This window comes from Paracoccus zeaxanthinifaciens ATCC 21588, assembly GCF_000420145.1.
GTDB classification, from domain to species: domain Bacteria; phylum Pseudomonadota; class Alphaproteobacteria; order Rhodobacterales; family Rhodobacteraceae; genus Paracoccus; species Paracoccus zeaxanthinifaciens.
Genome location: NZ_ATUJ01000001.1, coordinates 1 through 14,790, shown reverse-complemented (window position 1 = coordinate 14,790; position 14,790 = coordinate 1). Strand labels below are relative to the sequence as shown.

Below are 14,790 nucleotides of genomic sequence, written 5' to 3'. Positions count from 1 at the left end.
TGAACACACGCAGTCGGAACCATAAAGTGAAAGAACGGAAAAATGGCTGATCTGAAGAAACTCGCCGAAGAAATCGTGGGCCTGACCCTGCTGGAAGCCCAGGAACTGAAGACCATCCTGAAGGATGAGTACGGCATCGAGCCCGCAGCTGGCGGCGCTGTCATGATGGCTGGCCCGGCTGCTGCTGCCGAAGCCGCCGAAGAGAAGACCGAATTCGACGTCGTCCTGACCGACGCCGGCGCGAACAAGATCAACGTGATCAAGGAAGTTCGCGGCATCACCGGTCTGGGCCTGAAAGAAGCCAAGGACCTGGTCGAAGCCGGTGGCAAGGTCAAGGAAGGCGCTGCCAAGGCAGAAGCCGAAGAGATCAAGAAGAAGCTCGAAGACGCTGGCGCGAAAGTCGAGCTGAAGTAATCGGCCTCACGGCTGACGAATGAAGAGGCAGGGTCCGGGATTTCCCGGTCCCTGCCGAACCTGTCTTGAAGGGCGGTCGACGCGCGACCTTCCTTCAGGGCATGTTCGAGGCTCGGGAGCCGTGCGGTGGGACGCATGGCACGAATGGAGCCTCACCCCTACATTCGTAGGCCCGTTCCGGGGGCCCCGACCCGGAACGCGCGCGAAGACGAAAGGTGACAAGACCCCATGGCGCATTCCTATGTCGGTCAGAAGCGCGTCCGGCGCTATTACGGCAATATCCGTGAAGTCCTCGAGATGCCGAACCTCATCGAGGTTCAGAAGTCCTCCTACGACCTGTTCCTGAGCTCGGGCGACGGTTCCGCCCATCAGGACGGCGAGGGCATCCAGGGCGTTTTCCAGTCCGTCTTCCCGATCAAGGACTTCAATGAGACCGCGGTCCTCGAATTCGTCAAGTACGAGCTCGAGCGTCCGAAATACGACGTCGAGGAGTGCCAGCAGCGCGACATGACCTTCGCCGCGCCGCTGAAGGTCACCCTGCGCCTGATCGTGTTCGATGTCGACGAGAACACCGGCGCCAAGTCGGTCAAGGACATCAAGGAGCAGGACGTCTTCATGGGCGACATGCCCCTGATGACCCCGCACGGCACCTTCATCGTCAACGGCACCGAGCGCGTCGTCGTCAGCCAGATGCACCGTTCGCCCGGGGTGTTCTTCGACCACGACCGCGGCAAGACGCATTCCTCGGGCAAGCTGCTTTTCGCATGCCGCATCATCCCGTATCGCGGCAGCTGGCTGGACTTCGAATTCGACGCCAAGGACCTGGTGTTCGCGCGCATCGACCGTCGCCGCAAGCTGCCGGTGACCACGCTGCTCTATGCGCTCGGCATGGACCAGGAAGGCATCATGGACGCCTTCTACCAGACCGTGAACTACAGCCTGCGTCGCGAGGGGCGCGAGCAGGGCTGGGTCACGCGCTTCTTCCCCGAGCGCGTGCGCGGCACCCGTCCGGCCTATGACCTGGTGAACGCCGATACCGGCGAGGTCATCACCAAGGCGGGCGAGAAGGTCACGCCGCGCCTGGTCAAGAAGCTGCTGGATTCGGGCGAGCAGGTGAACCTGCTGCTGCCGTTCGAGCGCATCGTGGGCCGCTTCGTCGCCAAGGACATCATCAACGAGGAAACCGGCTTCATCTATGCCGAGGCCGGCGACGAGATCACCGCGGAATACGACCGCGACGGCGAACTGAACGGCGGCCTGCTGAAGGTGCTGCTGGACAACGGCGTTGCCGAGATCCCGGTTCTGGACATCGATCACGTCAATGTCGGTCCCTACATCCGCAACACGATGGCGGCCGACAAGAACATGAACCGCGAACAGGCGCTGATGGACATCTATCGCGTCATGCGTCCGGGCGAGCCCCCCACGGTCGAGGCCGCGCAGACGCTGTTCAACAGCCTGTTCTTCGATGCCGAGCGTTACGACCTGTCCGCCGTCGGCCGCGTGAAGATGAACATGCGCCTGAACCTGGACGCGCCGGACACGCAGCGCACGCTGCGCCACGAGGATATCGTGGCCTGTATCCGCGGCCTCGTGGAACTGCGCGACGGCAAGGGCGAGATCGACGACATCGACCACCTAGGCAACCGTCGCGTCCGCTCCGTCGGCGAGCTGATGGAGAACCAGTACCGCGTCGGCCTGCTGCGCATGGAGCGCGCGATCCGCGAGCGCATGTCCGGCGTCGAGATCGACACCGTCATGCCGCAGGACCTGATCAACGCGAAACCGGCGGCTGCGGCTGTTCGTGAATTCTTTGGCTCGAGCCAGCTGTCGCAGTTCATGGACCAGACCAACCCGCTGTCGGAAGTGACGCACAAGCGTCGTCTCTCGGCGCTTGGGCCGGGCGGTCTGACGCGCGAACGCGCGGGCTTCGAGGTTCGCGACGTTCACCCGACCCACTATGGCCGGATGTGCCCCATCGAGACGCCGGAAGGTCAGAACATCGGTCTGATCAACAGCCTCGCGACCTTCGCGCGGGTGAACAAGTACGGCTTCATCGAGACCCCCTACCGCAAGGTCGTGGAAGGCAAGGTCACCGATGACGTGGTCTACATGTCCGCCACCGAGGAAATGCGTCACACGGTCGCCCAGGCGAACGCGACGCTGGACGACGAGGGCAACTTCGTCGACGAGCTGATCAGCACCCGCCAGGCCGGCGACTTCATGCTGAACCCGGTCGATGCCGTCGATCTGATCGACGTCTCGCCCAAGCAGCTGGTCTCGGTCGCCGCCGCACTGATCCCGTTCCTTGAAAACGACGACGCGAACCGCGCCCTGATGGGCTCGAACATGCAGCGTCAGGCCGTGCCGCTTCTGCGCGCCGAGGCTCCCTTCGTGGGCACCGGCATGGAAGCGACCGTGGCGCGCGATTCCGGCGCCGCGATCATGGCGCGTCGTGGCGGCATCATCGACCAGGTCGATGCGCAGCGTATCGTCATCCGCGTGACCGAAGGCCTGGAAGCGGGCGATGCGGGTGTGGACATCTACCGCCTGCGCAAGTTCAAGCGTTCCAACCAGTCCTCGACCATCAACCAGCGTCCGCTGGTGAAGGTGGGCGAGCGCGTCGTGACCAACCAGGTCATCGCCGACGGTCCCTCGACCGATCAGGGTGAACTGGCCATCGGCCGCAACGTGGTCGTCGCGTTCATGCCGTGGAACGGCTACAACTACGAGGACTCGATCCTGATCAGCGAGCGGATCCACCGCGACGACGTGTTCACCTCGATCCATATCGACGAATACGAAGTGGCGGCCCGCGACACCAAGCTGGGGCCGGAAGAGATCACCCGCGACATCCCGAACGTGGGCGAGGAAGCGCTGCGCAATCTGGACGAGGCCGGTATCGTCTATATCGGTGCCGAAGTGGGGCCGGGCGACATTCTTGTGGGCAAGATCACCCCCAAGGGCGAAAGCCCGATGACGCCGGAAGAAAAGCTTCTGCGCGCCATTTTCGGCGAGAAGGCTTCGGATGTCCGCGACACCTCGCTGCGTCTGCCGCCGGGTGCCTATGGCACGATCGTCGAGGTGCGGGTCTTCAACCGCCACGGCGTCGACAAGGACGAACGCGCGCTGCAGATCGAGCGCGAGGAAGTCGAGCGTCTGGCACGTGACCGCGATGACGAGCAGGCGATCCTGGATCGCAACATCTATGCCCGTCTGAAGACGCTGATCATGGGCAAGACCGCCGTGAAGGGTCCCAAGGGCGTCAAGGCGAACAGCGAGATCAACGAGGATCTGCTGGGCACCCTGTCGCGCGGCCAGTGGTGGCAGCTTGCCGTCAGCGAGGAAGAGGTCGCCAAGGAAGTCGAGGCGCTGAACCATCAGTACGATGCGCAGCGCAAGGCCCTGGAAGCCCGCTTCGAGGACAAGGTCGAGAAGGTCCGCCAGGGCGACGACCTGCCGCCGGGCGTGATGAAGATGGTCAAGGTCTTCGTCGCCGTGAAGCGCAAGCTGCAGGCAGGCGACAAGATGGCCGGTCGTCACGGCAACAAGGGTGTCGTGTCCAAGGTCGTCCCGATGGAGGACATGCCGTTCCTTGCGGACGGGACTCCGGTCGACCTGGTGCTGAACCCCCTGGGCGTGCCGTCGCGCATGAACGTCGGTCAGATCCTCGAAACCCACATGGGCTGGGCTTCGCGCGGTCTGGGCATCAAGATCGACGAGGCGCTGGAAGATTATCGCCGCAACGGCGACATGACCCCGGTCCGCGAGGCGATGCGCATCGGCTATGGCGACGAGCTGTATGCCGAGGCCTTCGAAGGTCTGGATGACGAGACCCTGCGCGAGCATGCGGGCACCGTCCGCACCGGCGTTCCGATCGCCACGCCCGTCTTCGACGGCGCGAAAGAGGCGGACGTGAACGACGCGCTGGCGCGTGCGGGCTTCGACAGCTCGGGTCAGTCGGTGGTGTTCGATGGCCGCACGGGCGAACAGTTCGCCCGCAAGGTCACCGTCGGGATGAAGTACATCCTGAAGCTGCACCACCTTGTCGACGACAAGATGCACGCCCGTTCGACCGGTCCGTACAGCCTGGTCACGCAGCAGCCCCTGGGTGGTAAGGCCCAGTTCGGCGGCCAGCGTCTGGGCGAGATGGAGGTCTGGGCACTGGAAGCCTATGGCGCCGCCTACACCCTGCAGGAAATGCTGACGGTGAAGTCGGACGACGTGGCAGGCCGGACCAAGGTCTACGAGTCGATCGTCAAGGGCGAGGACAACTTCGAGGCCGGCGTGCCGGAATCGTTCAACGTGCTGGTCAAGGAGGTCCGGGGTCTGGGCCTCAACATGGAACTCCTGGATGCGGAGGAAGAGGAGTGAGGGCTTCGGCCCTCGCTTCCGCCACTCCCGCGCCCTTCATCAGGATTGAAAAATGAACCAGGAACTTGCCACCAATCCGCTGAACCCGCTGGCACAGCCGCGGCAGTTCGACGAAATCAAGATCTCGCTGGCCTCGCCCGAAGAAATTCTGGCCTGGTCCTTCGGCGAGGTGAAGAAGCCCGAAACCATCAACTACCGCACGTTCAAGCCGGAACGTGACGGCCTGTTCTGCGCGCGCATCTTCGGTCCGATCAAGGACTACGAATGCCTGTGCGGCAAGTACAAGCGCATGAAGTATCGCGGCCTCGTCTGCGAGAAATGCGGCGTGGAAGTCACGCTGCAGAAGGTCCGCCGCGAGCGCATGGGCCATATCGAGCTGGCCGCGCCCGTCGCGCATATCTGGTTCCTCAAGTCGCTGCCCTCGCGCATCGGCCTGATGCTGGACATGACCCTGCGCGACCTGGAGCGCATCCTGTACTTCGAGAACTACGTGGTGATCGAACCCGGTCTGACGGACCTGACCTATGGTCAGCTGATGACCGAGGAAGAGTACCTGGACGCGCAGGACAACTTCGGCGCCGACGCCTTCACCGCCGATATCGGCGCCGAGGCGATCCGCGCCATGCTGGCCAATATCGATCTGGCCGCGACTGCCGAGCAGCTGCGCGAGGATCTGAAGGAAGCCACGGGCGAACTGAAGCCGAAGAAGATCATCAAGCGCCTGAAGATCGTCGAAAGCTTCCTCGAATCGGGCAACCGTCCCGAGTGGATGATCATGACCGTGATCCCGGTCATCCCGCCGGAACTGCGTCCGCTGGTTCCGCTGGATGGCGGCCGCTTCGCGACCTCGGATCTGAACGATCTGTATCGCCGCGTGATCAACCGGAACAACCGTCTGAAGCGCCTGATCGAGCTGCGCGCGCCCGACATCATCGTCCGCAACGAAAAGCGGATGCTGCAGGAATCGGTCGATGCTCTGTTCGACAACGGCCGTCGCGGCCGCGTCATCACGGGCAACAACCGTCGCCCGCTGAAGTCGCTGTCGGACATGCTGAAGGGCAAGCAGGGCCGCTTCCGCCAGAACCTTCTGGGCAAGCGGGTCGACTTCTCGGGTCGTTCGGTCATCGTGACCGGCCCGGAACTGAAGCTGCACCAGTGCGGCCTGCCGAAGAAGATGGCGCTCGAGCTGTTCAAGCCGTTCATCTATTCGCGACTTGAAGCCAAGGGCCTGTCCAGCACCGTCAAGCAGGCGAAGAAGCTGGTCGAGAAGGAGCGCCCCGAGGTCTGGGACATCCTGGACGAGGTGATCCGCGAGCATCCGGTCCTGCTGAACCGTGCGCCGACGCTGCACCGTCTGGGCATCCAGGCGTTCGAGCCGGTCCTGATCGAGGGCAAGGCGATCCAGCTGCACCCGCTGGTCTGCTCGGCCTTCAACGCCGACTTCGACGGCGACCAGATGGCCGTGCACGTTCCGCTGTCGCTGGAAGCGCAGCTGGAAGCGCGCGTCCTGATGATGTCGACGAACAACGTCCTGTCGCCCGCCAACGGCGCGCCGATCATCGTTCCCTCGCAGGACATGGTCCTGGGCCTCTACTACACCTCGATGCAGCGTGAAGGCATGAAGGGCGAGGGCATGGCCTTCGCCAATATCGAGGAAGTCGAGCACGCGCTGGCCTCGGGCGAGGTGCATCTGCACGCCAAGATCACCGCGCGGATCAAGCAGATCGACGAGAACGGCAACGAGGTGCTGATGCGCTTCGAGACCACGCCGGGCCGTCTGCGCCTTGGCGCGCTGCTGCCGCTGAACGCGAAGGCTCCGTTCGAGCTGGTGAACCGCCTGCTGCGCAAGAAGGACATCCAGAACGTCATCGACACCGTCTACCGCTATTGCGGTCAGAAGGAATCGGTCATCTTCTGCGACCAGATCATGGGTCTGGGCTTCCGCGAGGCATTCCGCGCCGGCATCAGCTTCGGCAAGAACGACATGGTGGTTCCCGACAACAAGTGGACCATCGTCGAGGAAGTCCAGGAGCAGGTGAAGGAGTTCGAGCAGCAGTATCTCGACGGTCTGATCACCCAGGGCGAGAAGTACAACAAGGTCGTGGACGCCTGGTCGAAATGCAACGACCGCGTGACCGAGGCCATGATGTCGACCATCTCGGCCACCAAGTTCGACGAATCCGGCGCCGAGCAGGAACCGAACAGCGTCTACATGATGGCGCATTCGGGTGCTCGTGGTTCGACCAACCAGATGAAGCAGCTGGGCGGGATGCGCGGCCTGATGGCCAAGCCGAACGGCGAGATCATCGAGACGCCGATCATCTCGAACTTCAAGGAAGGTCTGACCGTTCTCGAGTACTTCAACTCGACCCACGGCGCGCGGAAGGGTCTGTCGGACACGGCACTGAAGACGGCGAACTCGGGTTACCTGACCCGTCGTCTGGTCGACGTGGCCCAGGACTGCATCATCCGCGAGCATGATTGCGGCACCGAGAACTCGATCACCGCTTCGGCGGCCGTCAACGACGGCGAGGTCATCGCGCCGCTGTCCGAGCGTGTTCTGGGCCGTACCGCGGCCGAGGACGTGCTGGTTCCGGGTTCGGACGAGATCATCATCCGTGCGGGCGAGGTCGTCGACGAACGTCGAGCCGACGAGATCGAGAAGGCGGGCGTGCAGTCCATGCGCATCCGTTCGGCCCTGACCTGCGAATCCGAGGATGGGATCTGTGCGCTGTGCTACGGTCGCGACCTGGCTCGCGGCACGCTGGTCAACATCGGCGAGGCTGTCGGCATCATCGCCGCGCAGTCGATCGGTGAACCCGGCACGCAGCTGACGATGCGGACCTTCCACATCGGCGGCATCGCGCAGGGTGGTCAGCAGTCCTTCCAGGCGGCCTCGCACGAGGGCACGATCCAGTTCCGCAACGAGAGCATCCTGGAAAATGCCAATGGCGAGCAGGTCGTGATGTCGCGCAACATGCAGCTGATCGTCCTGGACGACCAGGGGCAGGAACGCGCCAGCCACAAGCTGTTCTACGGCTCGAAGCTGTTCGTGAAGGAAGGCGACCGTGTCATCCGTGGCGCCAAGCTGTTCGAATGGGATCCCTATACCCTGCCGATCATCGCCGAGAAGGCCGGTACCGCCAAGTTCGTCGACCTCCTGGGCGGCATCTCGGTGCGTGACGAGACCGACGACGCGACGGGCATGACCCAGAAGATCGTGACCGACTGGCGTTCGGCGCCGAAGGGCAACGACCTCAAGCCCGAGATCATCATCATGGATGCCAACGGCGAGCCGGTGCGCAACGACCAGGGCAACCCGGTCAGCTATCCGATGTCGGTGGACGCCATTCTCTCGGTCGAGGAAGGCCAGGAGATCAAGGCAGGCGACGTGGTTGCCCGTATTCCGCGCGAAGGCGCCAAGACCAAGGACATCACCGGGGGTCTTCCCCGCGTGGCGGAACTGTTCGAGGCCCGTCGCCCGAAGGATCACGCCATCATCGCGGAAATCGATGGTTACGTGCGCTTCGGCAAGGACTACAAGAACAAGCGCCGCATCGCGATCGAGCCTTCGGAAGAGGGTGGCAGCCCGGTCGAGTACATGGTGCCGAAAGGCAAGCACATCCCGGTGCAGGAAGGCGACTTCGTGCAGCGTGGCGACTACATCATGGACGGCAACCCGGCGCCGCACGACATCCTGCGCATCATGGGGATCGAGGCCCTGGCCGACTACCTCATCGACGAGGTGCAGGACGTCTATCGACTGCAGGGCGTGAAGATCAACGACAAGCACATCGAGGTGATCGTTCGCCAGATGCTGCAGAAGATCGAGATCCTCGACAGCGGCGACACCACGCTGCTGAAGGGCGAGCACGTGGAGCGCGACGAGTTCCAGGAAGAGAACGCCAAGATCGAAGCCAAGGGTGGCCGTCCGGCCACGGGCGAGCCGGTGCTGCTGGGCATCACCAAGGCATCGCTGCAGACCCGCAGCTTCATTTCGGCCGCATCGTTCCAGGAAACGACCCGCGTCCTGACCGAGGCTTCGGTCCAGGGCAAGCGCGACAAGCTGGTCGGCCTGAAGGAGAACGTCATCGTGGGTCGCCTGATCCCGGCAGGCACGGGTGGTGCCACCGCCCGCGTCAAGCGCATCGCGACCGAGCGCGACAATGTCGTGATCGAGGCGCGCCGCGCCGAGGCCGAGGCCGCCGCCGCGCTGAGCGCTCCGGCCGAGACCGAGATGCAGCCCACGGGCTTTGCCGCCGAGGCACCCGAGAACAACCGCGACGAGTGATCGTTTCGGCATGAGACGCGCGAAGGCCCGGCATCCCAGCCGGGCCTTCGTCATTTCTGCACGCCGTGCAAGCGGGCGCTTGCCGCCGGGGCACGTCATCGCCTAAGCCTGCGGGGAACAACCCGAAGGTGCCCCCATGAGAACCCCGCTGATGTCCCCGATCCGGCGTGTCCGGCCTGCCTCGGTCAGGCCCGAACCGTTGCAGCCGGGCGACAACCTGCGCGGGGCAGGGCTGATGACCCTGTCGATGATGGGCTTCACCTGCAACGACACCATCATCAAGTTCGTGACCGAGGACATACCCCTGTACCAGGCGATGACCATGCGCGGGCTGTGCGTGATGCTGTTCCTGCTGATCGTGACGCGTGCGCAGGGCGGGTTGCAGCTGCGGCTGCCGCGCGACGCGCGCTGGCCCATGGTGCTGCGCCTGATCGGCGAGATCGGCTCGACCATGCTGTTCCTCAATGCGCTGACCCGCATGGCGATCGCGGACCTGACGGCGGTGATGCAGTCGCTGCCGCTGGTCGTGATGCTGGGGGCGGCGCTGTTCTTCAACGAGACGCTTGGCTGGCGGCGGCTGTCCGCGGTGGGCGTCGGGCTTCTGGGGGTGCTGATCATCCTGCGGCCCGGCAGCGGGACCTTCGGCGTCTGGGCGCTGGTCGCGCTTGGGGCGATGCTGCTGGTCGCGCTGCGCGACCTTTCGACCCGGCGCTTCGCGCGCGGGATCGCGTCGGGGACCATCGCCTTCTATGCCGCGCTCAGCGTGACGATCACGGGGTTCGTGCTCAGCATGGGGCAGGGCTGGGTGATGCCCCAGCTGTGGCAGGTCGCGCTGATCCTGGTCGGCGCGGGCTTCCTGACCATCGGCTACATGTGCGGGGTGGGCGCGATGCGCGTGGGCGAGATCGCGGCCGTGACGCCCTTCCGCTATACCTCGTTGCTGATGGCGATCGTGCTGGGGCTGGCGATCTTCGGTGACTGGCCGGACCTGTGGACATGGGTCGGATCGGCGCTTGTCGTGGGCGCCGGGATCTATACCATCTGGCGAGAGGCGAAACTGGGACGGCGGCGCTGATGCGGCTTCAGATGCTTGGCCTGTGCCGCTTCTCCTATCTGGGGATGCGGGGCTACCAGGTCGAACATGACAGTATCGAGGCGCGTCGGGCCTATCTCTATGATCCCGACCGGCTGGCGCGTCGCTGGCGCTGGTTCACCGAGATCGCGCTGCCGGGGTGGCGCGCGCAGACGGATCCCGAGTTCACGCTGGTCGTGATGACCGGGCCGGACCTGCCCGAGCCCTACCTGTCGCGCCTGCGTGCCCTGTGCGACGAGATCCCGCAGTTGCGCCTGTCGCTGGTCCCGCCGATGGAATATCACCTTCCGGCCTGCCGCCAGGCGATCGCGCCCCATCTCGATCCGCAGGCCGAGGTGATCGGCCATTTCCGCCACGATGACGATGACGCGGTCGCCATCGACTATGTCGCGAGCACCCGCCGGGATTTTGCGCGCCTTGCCGATCTGTGGCGGGCCGAGGGCAGGCTGTCGCTGGATTACGGGCGCGGGCTGATGCTGCATGCCGAGGCGGGCGGCGCCCGGTTCGAGCCGCGCATCTGCCACAACATGGGCGTGGCGCTGACGATATTCCTGCCGCCGGACGCGCCGGAGACGGCGCTGAGCTTCGATCACTCGAAGCTGGCGCGCTGGATGTCGGGCGTGTCGCTGAACCGGGATGCGATGTTCCTGCGATCTATCCACGGCGACAGCGACAGCGGATCGGTCGGGCCGGGCCAGCCATGGGAGGTCGGGGATGACGGCCTGAACCGCCTGCTGCGGACCCGCTTCGGGCTGCAGCGGGGCCGGATCGACCGCTTGGTCCGCGGTCTGAGCTGAGGCGGGGCAGGGCTGGCCATGTTGACAGCATGGCGCTTTGCCCCTATAGCCCCGTCACCCGGCAGGCTTCCATGTCGGGAACCAGAACCATCACGGTCACGATCCGGGCCCGAAAATGCCCCGATCCTCTGGAATTATGCCCGTCAGCCCTTTATGGGCCGGACGGGCTTGGTATTTTGCGATTCGCGCAAGGTACCGTCGAGAAGTGGCGCAGCCGGTCCGGTTGCGAGTATTGACAGAGCAAGACGGGGAACCGAATGCCTACGATCCAACAGCTGATCCGCAAGCCGCGGCAGCCGAAGGTGCAGCGCTCGAAGTCGCAGCACCTGCAGGGATGCCCGCAGAAGCGCGGCGTCTGCACGCGCGTCTACACCACGACGCCGAAGAAACCGAACTCCGCTATGCGTAAGGTCGCCAAGGTGCGCCTGACGAATGGCTTCGAGGTCATCTCCTACATCCCGGGCGAAAAGCACAACCTGCAGGAACACAGCGTCGTGCTGATCCGCGGCGGCCGTGTAAAAGACCTTCCGGGTGTCCGTTACCACATCCTGCGCGGTGTGCTGGATACCCAGGGCGTCAAGGATCGTCGTCAGCGTCGTTCGAAATACGGCGCGAAGCGTCCGAAGTAAGGAGAGGCATCAATGTCCCGTCGTCACGCCGCTGAAAAGCGCGAAGTCCTGCCCGACGCCAAATTTGGCGATCGCGTGCTGACCAAATTCATGAACAACCTGATGGTTGACGGCAAGAAATCGACCGCCGAGCGGATCGTCTACAACGCGCTGGACCGCGTCGAGACCCGCCTCAAGCGCGAGCCGATCGAAGTCTTCCACGAAGCCCTCGACAACGTGAAGCCTTCGGTCGAAGTGCGTTCGCGTCGCGTCGGTGGTGCGACCTACCAGGTTCCGGTCGAGGTTCGCCCGACCCGCCGCGAGGCGCTGGCGATCCGCTGGCTGATTACGGCTGCGAAGAACCGCAACGAGAACACGATGGAAGAGCGTCTTGCGGGCGAGCTGGCCGATGCGGTCAACGGCCGCGGCACTGCCGTCAAGAAGCGCGAAGACACGCACAAGATGGCCGACGCCAACAAAGCGTTCAGCCACTACCGCTGGTAAGGTAAAAGGATCCAGACCATGGCACGCGATTATCCGCTGCAGCGTTACCGTAACTTCGGCATCATGGCCCACATCGATGCCGGCAAGACGACGACGACCGAGCGTATCCTCTTCTACACCGGCAAGTCGCACAAGATCGGCGAAGTCCACGACGGCGCCGCGACCATGGACTGGATGGAGCAGGAGCAGGAGCGCGGCATCACGATCACGTCTGCCGCGACCACCACTTTCTGGCAGCGCCAGGAAGATCCGACCGCCGATGGCACGTCGGACACGAAGTACCGCTTCAACATCATCGACACCCCGGGTCACGTGGACTTCACCATCGAGGTGGAACGTTCGCTGGCCGTTCTGGACGGCGCGATCTGCCTTCTGGACGCCAACGCCGGTGTCGAGCCGCAGACCGAGACCGTCTGGCGCCAGGCCGACCGCTACCAGGTTCCGCGGATCGTGTTCGTCAACAAGATGGACAAGATCGGCGCCGACTTCTTCAACTGCGTGAAGATGATCAAGGACCGCACCGGCGGCACCCCGTGCCCGATCGCATTCCCGATCGGTGCCGAGGACAAGCTGGAAGGCATCGTCGACCTGATCAAGATGGAAGAGTGGGTCTGGATCGGTGAGGATCTGGGCGCAAGCTGGGTTCGCCAGCCCATCCGCGACGAGCTGAAGGACCTGGCCGACGAATGGCGCGCCAACATGGTCGAGCTTGCCGTCGAGCAGGACGACGAGGCCATGGAAGCCTATCTGGAGGGCAACGAGCCCGACGAGGCGACCCTGCGCCAGCTGATCCGCAAGGGCACCCTGTCGCTGTCGTTCTTCCCGGTCACCGCCGGTTCCGCGTTCAAGAACAAGGGCGTCCAGCCCCTGCTGAACTCGGTCATCGACTTCCTGCCCGCGCCGATCGACGTCCCCGTCCTGAAGGGCTTCGCCCCCGACGACGAGACCGAGACCCGCAACATCGAGCGTCCGGCCGACGACGCGGCGCCCTTCTCGGCGCTGGCGTTCAAGATCATGAACGACCCGTTCGTGGGTTCGCTGACCTTCAGCCGCATCTACTCGGGCGTGCTGCGCAAGGGCGACTCGATCATCAACTCGACCAAGGGCAAGCGCGAGCGCATCGGCCGCATGATGATGATGCACTCGATCAGCCGCGAGGAGATCGAGGAAGCGTTCGCAGGCGACATCATCGCGCTGGCAGGTCTGAAAGAGACCACCACCGGTGACACGCTGTGCGACGCCTCGAAGCAGGTCGTTCTGGAAACCATGACCTTCCCGGATCCGGTGATCGAGATCGCCGTGGAACCGAAGTCGAAGGCCGACCAGGAAAAGATGGGCCTCGCCCTTCAGCGCCTGGCAGCCGAGGACCCCTCGTTCCGCGTCGAGACCGATCTGGAATCGGGTCAGACGATCATGAAGGGCATGGGCGAACTTCACCTCGACATCCTGGTCGACCGCATGAAGCGCGAGTTCAAGGTCGAGGCGAATATCGGTGCGCCGCAGGTGGCCTATCGCGAAACCATCTCGACCGAGGCCGAGATCGACTACACGCACAAGAAGCAGACCGGTGGTACCGGCCAGTTCGCGCGCGTGAAGATGGTCATCACGCCCACCGAGCCGGGCGAAGGCTACTCGTTCGAATCGAAGATCGTCGGCGGTGCTGTTCCGAAGGAATACATCCCGGGCGTCGAGAAGGGCATCAAGTCGGTCATGGACTCGGGTCCGCTGGCAGGCTTCCCGGTGATCGACTTCAAGGTCGCGCTGATCGACGGTGCGTTCCACGACGTCGACTCGTCGGTCCTGGCCTTCGAGATCGCCTCGCGCGCCGCAATGCGTGAAGGTCTGCGCAAGGCCGGTGCGAAGCTGCTGGAACCGATCATGAAGGTCGAAGTCGTGACGCCGGAAGAATACACCGGTTCGATCATCGGCGACCTGACCAGCCGTCGCGGCATGGTTCGTGGCCAGGACAGCCGCGGCAACGCGAACGTCATCGACGCCTTCGTGCCGCTGGCGAACATGTTCGGCTACATCAACAACCTTCGCTCGATGTCTTCGGGTCGCGCGGTGTTCTCGATGCAGTTCGATCACTACGAAGCTGTTCCGCAGAACATCTCGGACGAAATCCAGAAGAAATACGCCTGATATGGCGTGGCGGGGCATGATCGCCCCGCCCGTCCTGCATCATTTGACTTGAGGAGCCCTGCACATGGCAAAGGCAAAGTTTGAACGGACGAAACCGCACGTCAACATCGGGACCATCGGTCACGTTGACCACGGCAAGACGACGCTGACGGCTGCGATCACGAAGTACTTCGGCGACTTCCGCGCCTACGACCAGATCGACGGCGCGCCGGAAGAGAAGGCCCGCGGGATCACGATCTCGACGGCGCACGTGGAATACGAGTCCGAGACGCGCCACTACGCGCACGTGGACTGCCCGGGCCACGCCGACTACGTGAAGAACATGATCACGGGTGCGGCGCAGATGGACGGCGCGATCCTGGTCGTGAACGCCGCCGACGGCCCGATGCCGCAGACGCGCGAGCACATCCTGCTGGGCCGCCAGGTCGGCATCCCCTACATGGTCGTGTACCTGAACAAGGTCGACCAGGTGGATGACGAAGAGCTGCTGGAACTGGTCGAGATGGAAGTGCGCGAGCTGCTGTCCAGCTACGACTTCCCGGGCGACGACATTCCGATCATCAAGGG

9 protein-coding genes are annotated in these 14,790 nt (G+C 64.0%); all 9 read left to right on the top strand.

Annotation, left to right across the window (positions count from 1 at the left end; genetic code table 11):
- The first annotated feature begins 42 nt into the window (after positions 1 to 42).
- Entirely contained in the window at positions 43 to 414 is a 372-nt protein-coding gene (gene rplL, locus F804_RS0100045) for a 50S ribosomal protein L7/L12 (RefSeq protein WP_022705692.1), read from the top strand.
- A 228-nt stretch (positions 415 to 642) separates the two neighbouring features.
- A complete protein-coding gene (rpoB, locus tag F804_RS0100040; protein ID WP_022705691.1) occupies positions 643 to 4,788 on the top strand; it encodes a DNA-directed RNA polymerase subunit beta in 4,146 nt (1,381 codons plus the stop codon).
- Positions 4,789 to 4,840: 52 nt separating this feature from the next.
- Positions 4,841 to 9,079: a DNA-directed RNA polymerase subunit beta' gene (gene rpoC / locus F804_RS0100035; RefSeq protein WP_022705690.1), complete on the top strand. Its 4,239-nt coding sequence runs from the start codon at positions 4,841 to 4,843 to the stop codon at positions 9,077 to 9,079.
- A 136-nt stretch (positions 9,080 to 9,215) separates the two neighbouring features.
- Positions 9,216 to 10,154 carry a DMT family transporter gene (locus tag F804_RS0100030; RefSeq protein WP_051142252.1) on the top strand — a complete coding sequence of 313 codons (939 nt, stop codon included), beginning with the start codon at positions 9,216 to 9,218 and terminating at the stop codon, positions 10,152 to 10,154.
- Positions 10,154 to 10,969 (top strand): glycosyltransferase, encoded by an 816-nt coding sequence (locus F804_RS0100025; protein ID WP_022705688.1) that lies wholly within the window; start codon positions 10,154 to 10,156, stop codon positions 10,967 to 10,969. Before F804_RS0100030 ends, F804_RS0100025 begins: the two co-directional genes overlap by 1 nt.
- Before the next feature lie 257 nt (positions 10,970 to 11,226).
- The gene (gene rpsL, locus F804_RS0100020; RefSeq protein WP_022705687.1) at positions 11,227 to 11,598 is read left to right on the top strand and encodes a 30S ribosomal protein S12; all 372 of its coding nucleotides are present in this window, start codon (positions 11,227 to 11,229) and stop codon (positions 11,596 to 11,598) included.
- Between the two features lie 12 nt (positions 11,599 to 11,610).
- The gene (rpsG, locus tag F804_RS0100015) at positions 11,611 to 12,081 is read left to right on the top strand and encodes a 30S ribosomal protein S7 (protein WP_022705686.1); all 471 of its coding nucleotides are present in this window, start codon (positions 11,611 to 11,613) and stop codon (positions 12,079 to 12,081) included.
- An 18-nt stretch (positions 12,082 to 12,099) separates the two neighbouring features.
- Entirely contained in the window at positions 12,100 to 14,223 is a 2,124-nt protein-coding gene (gene fusA, locus F804_RS0100010; protein WP_022705685.1) for an elongation factor G, read from the top strand.
- A gap of 64 nt (positions 14,224 to 14,287) precedes the next feature.
- The coding region (locus F804_RS0100005) for a GTP-binding protein (protein WP_022705684.1) at positions 14,288 to 14,790 on the top strand (503 nt) is incomplete at its 3' end.

Bases quoted from the DNA above. Each gene is read 5' to 3' on its own strand.
- rplL (WP_022705692.1), top strand. From the start codon at position 43: ATGGCTGATCTGAAGAAACTCGCCGAAGAAATCGTGGGCCTGACCCTG.
- rpoB (WP_022705691.1), top strand. From the start codon at position 643: ATGGCGCATTCCTATGTCGGTCAGAAGCGCGTCCGGCGCTATTACGGC.
- rpoC (WP_022705690.1), top strand. From the start codon at position 4,841: ATGAACCAGGAACTTGCCACCAATCCGCTGAACCCGCTGGCACAGCCG.
- F804_RS0100030 (WP_051142252.1), top strand. From the start codon at position 9,216: ATGAGAACCCCGCTGATGTCCCCGATCCGGCGTGTCCGGCCTGCCTCG.
- F804_RS0100025 (WP_022705688.1), top strand. From the start codon at position 10,154: ATGCGGCTTCAGATGCTTGGCCTGTGCCGCTTCTCCTATCTGGGGATG.
- rpsL (WP_022705687.1), top strand. From the start codon at position 11,227: ATGCCTACGATCCAACAGCTGATCCGCAAGCCGCGGCAGCCGAAGGTG.
- rpsG (WP_022705686.1), top strand. From the start codon at position 11,611: ATGTCCCGTCGTCACGCCGCTGAAAAGCGCGAAGTCCTGCCCGACGCC.
- fusA (WP_022705685.1), top strand. From the start codon at position 12,100: ATGGCACGCGATTATCCGCTGCAGCGTTACCGTAACTTCGGCATCATG.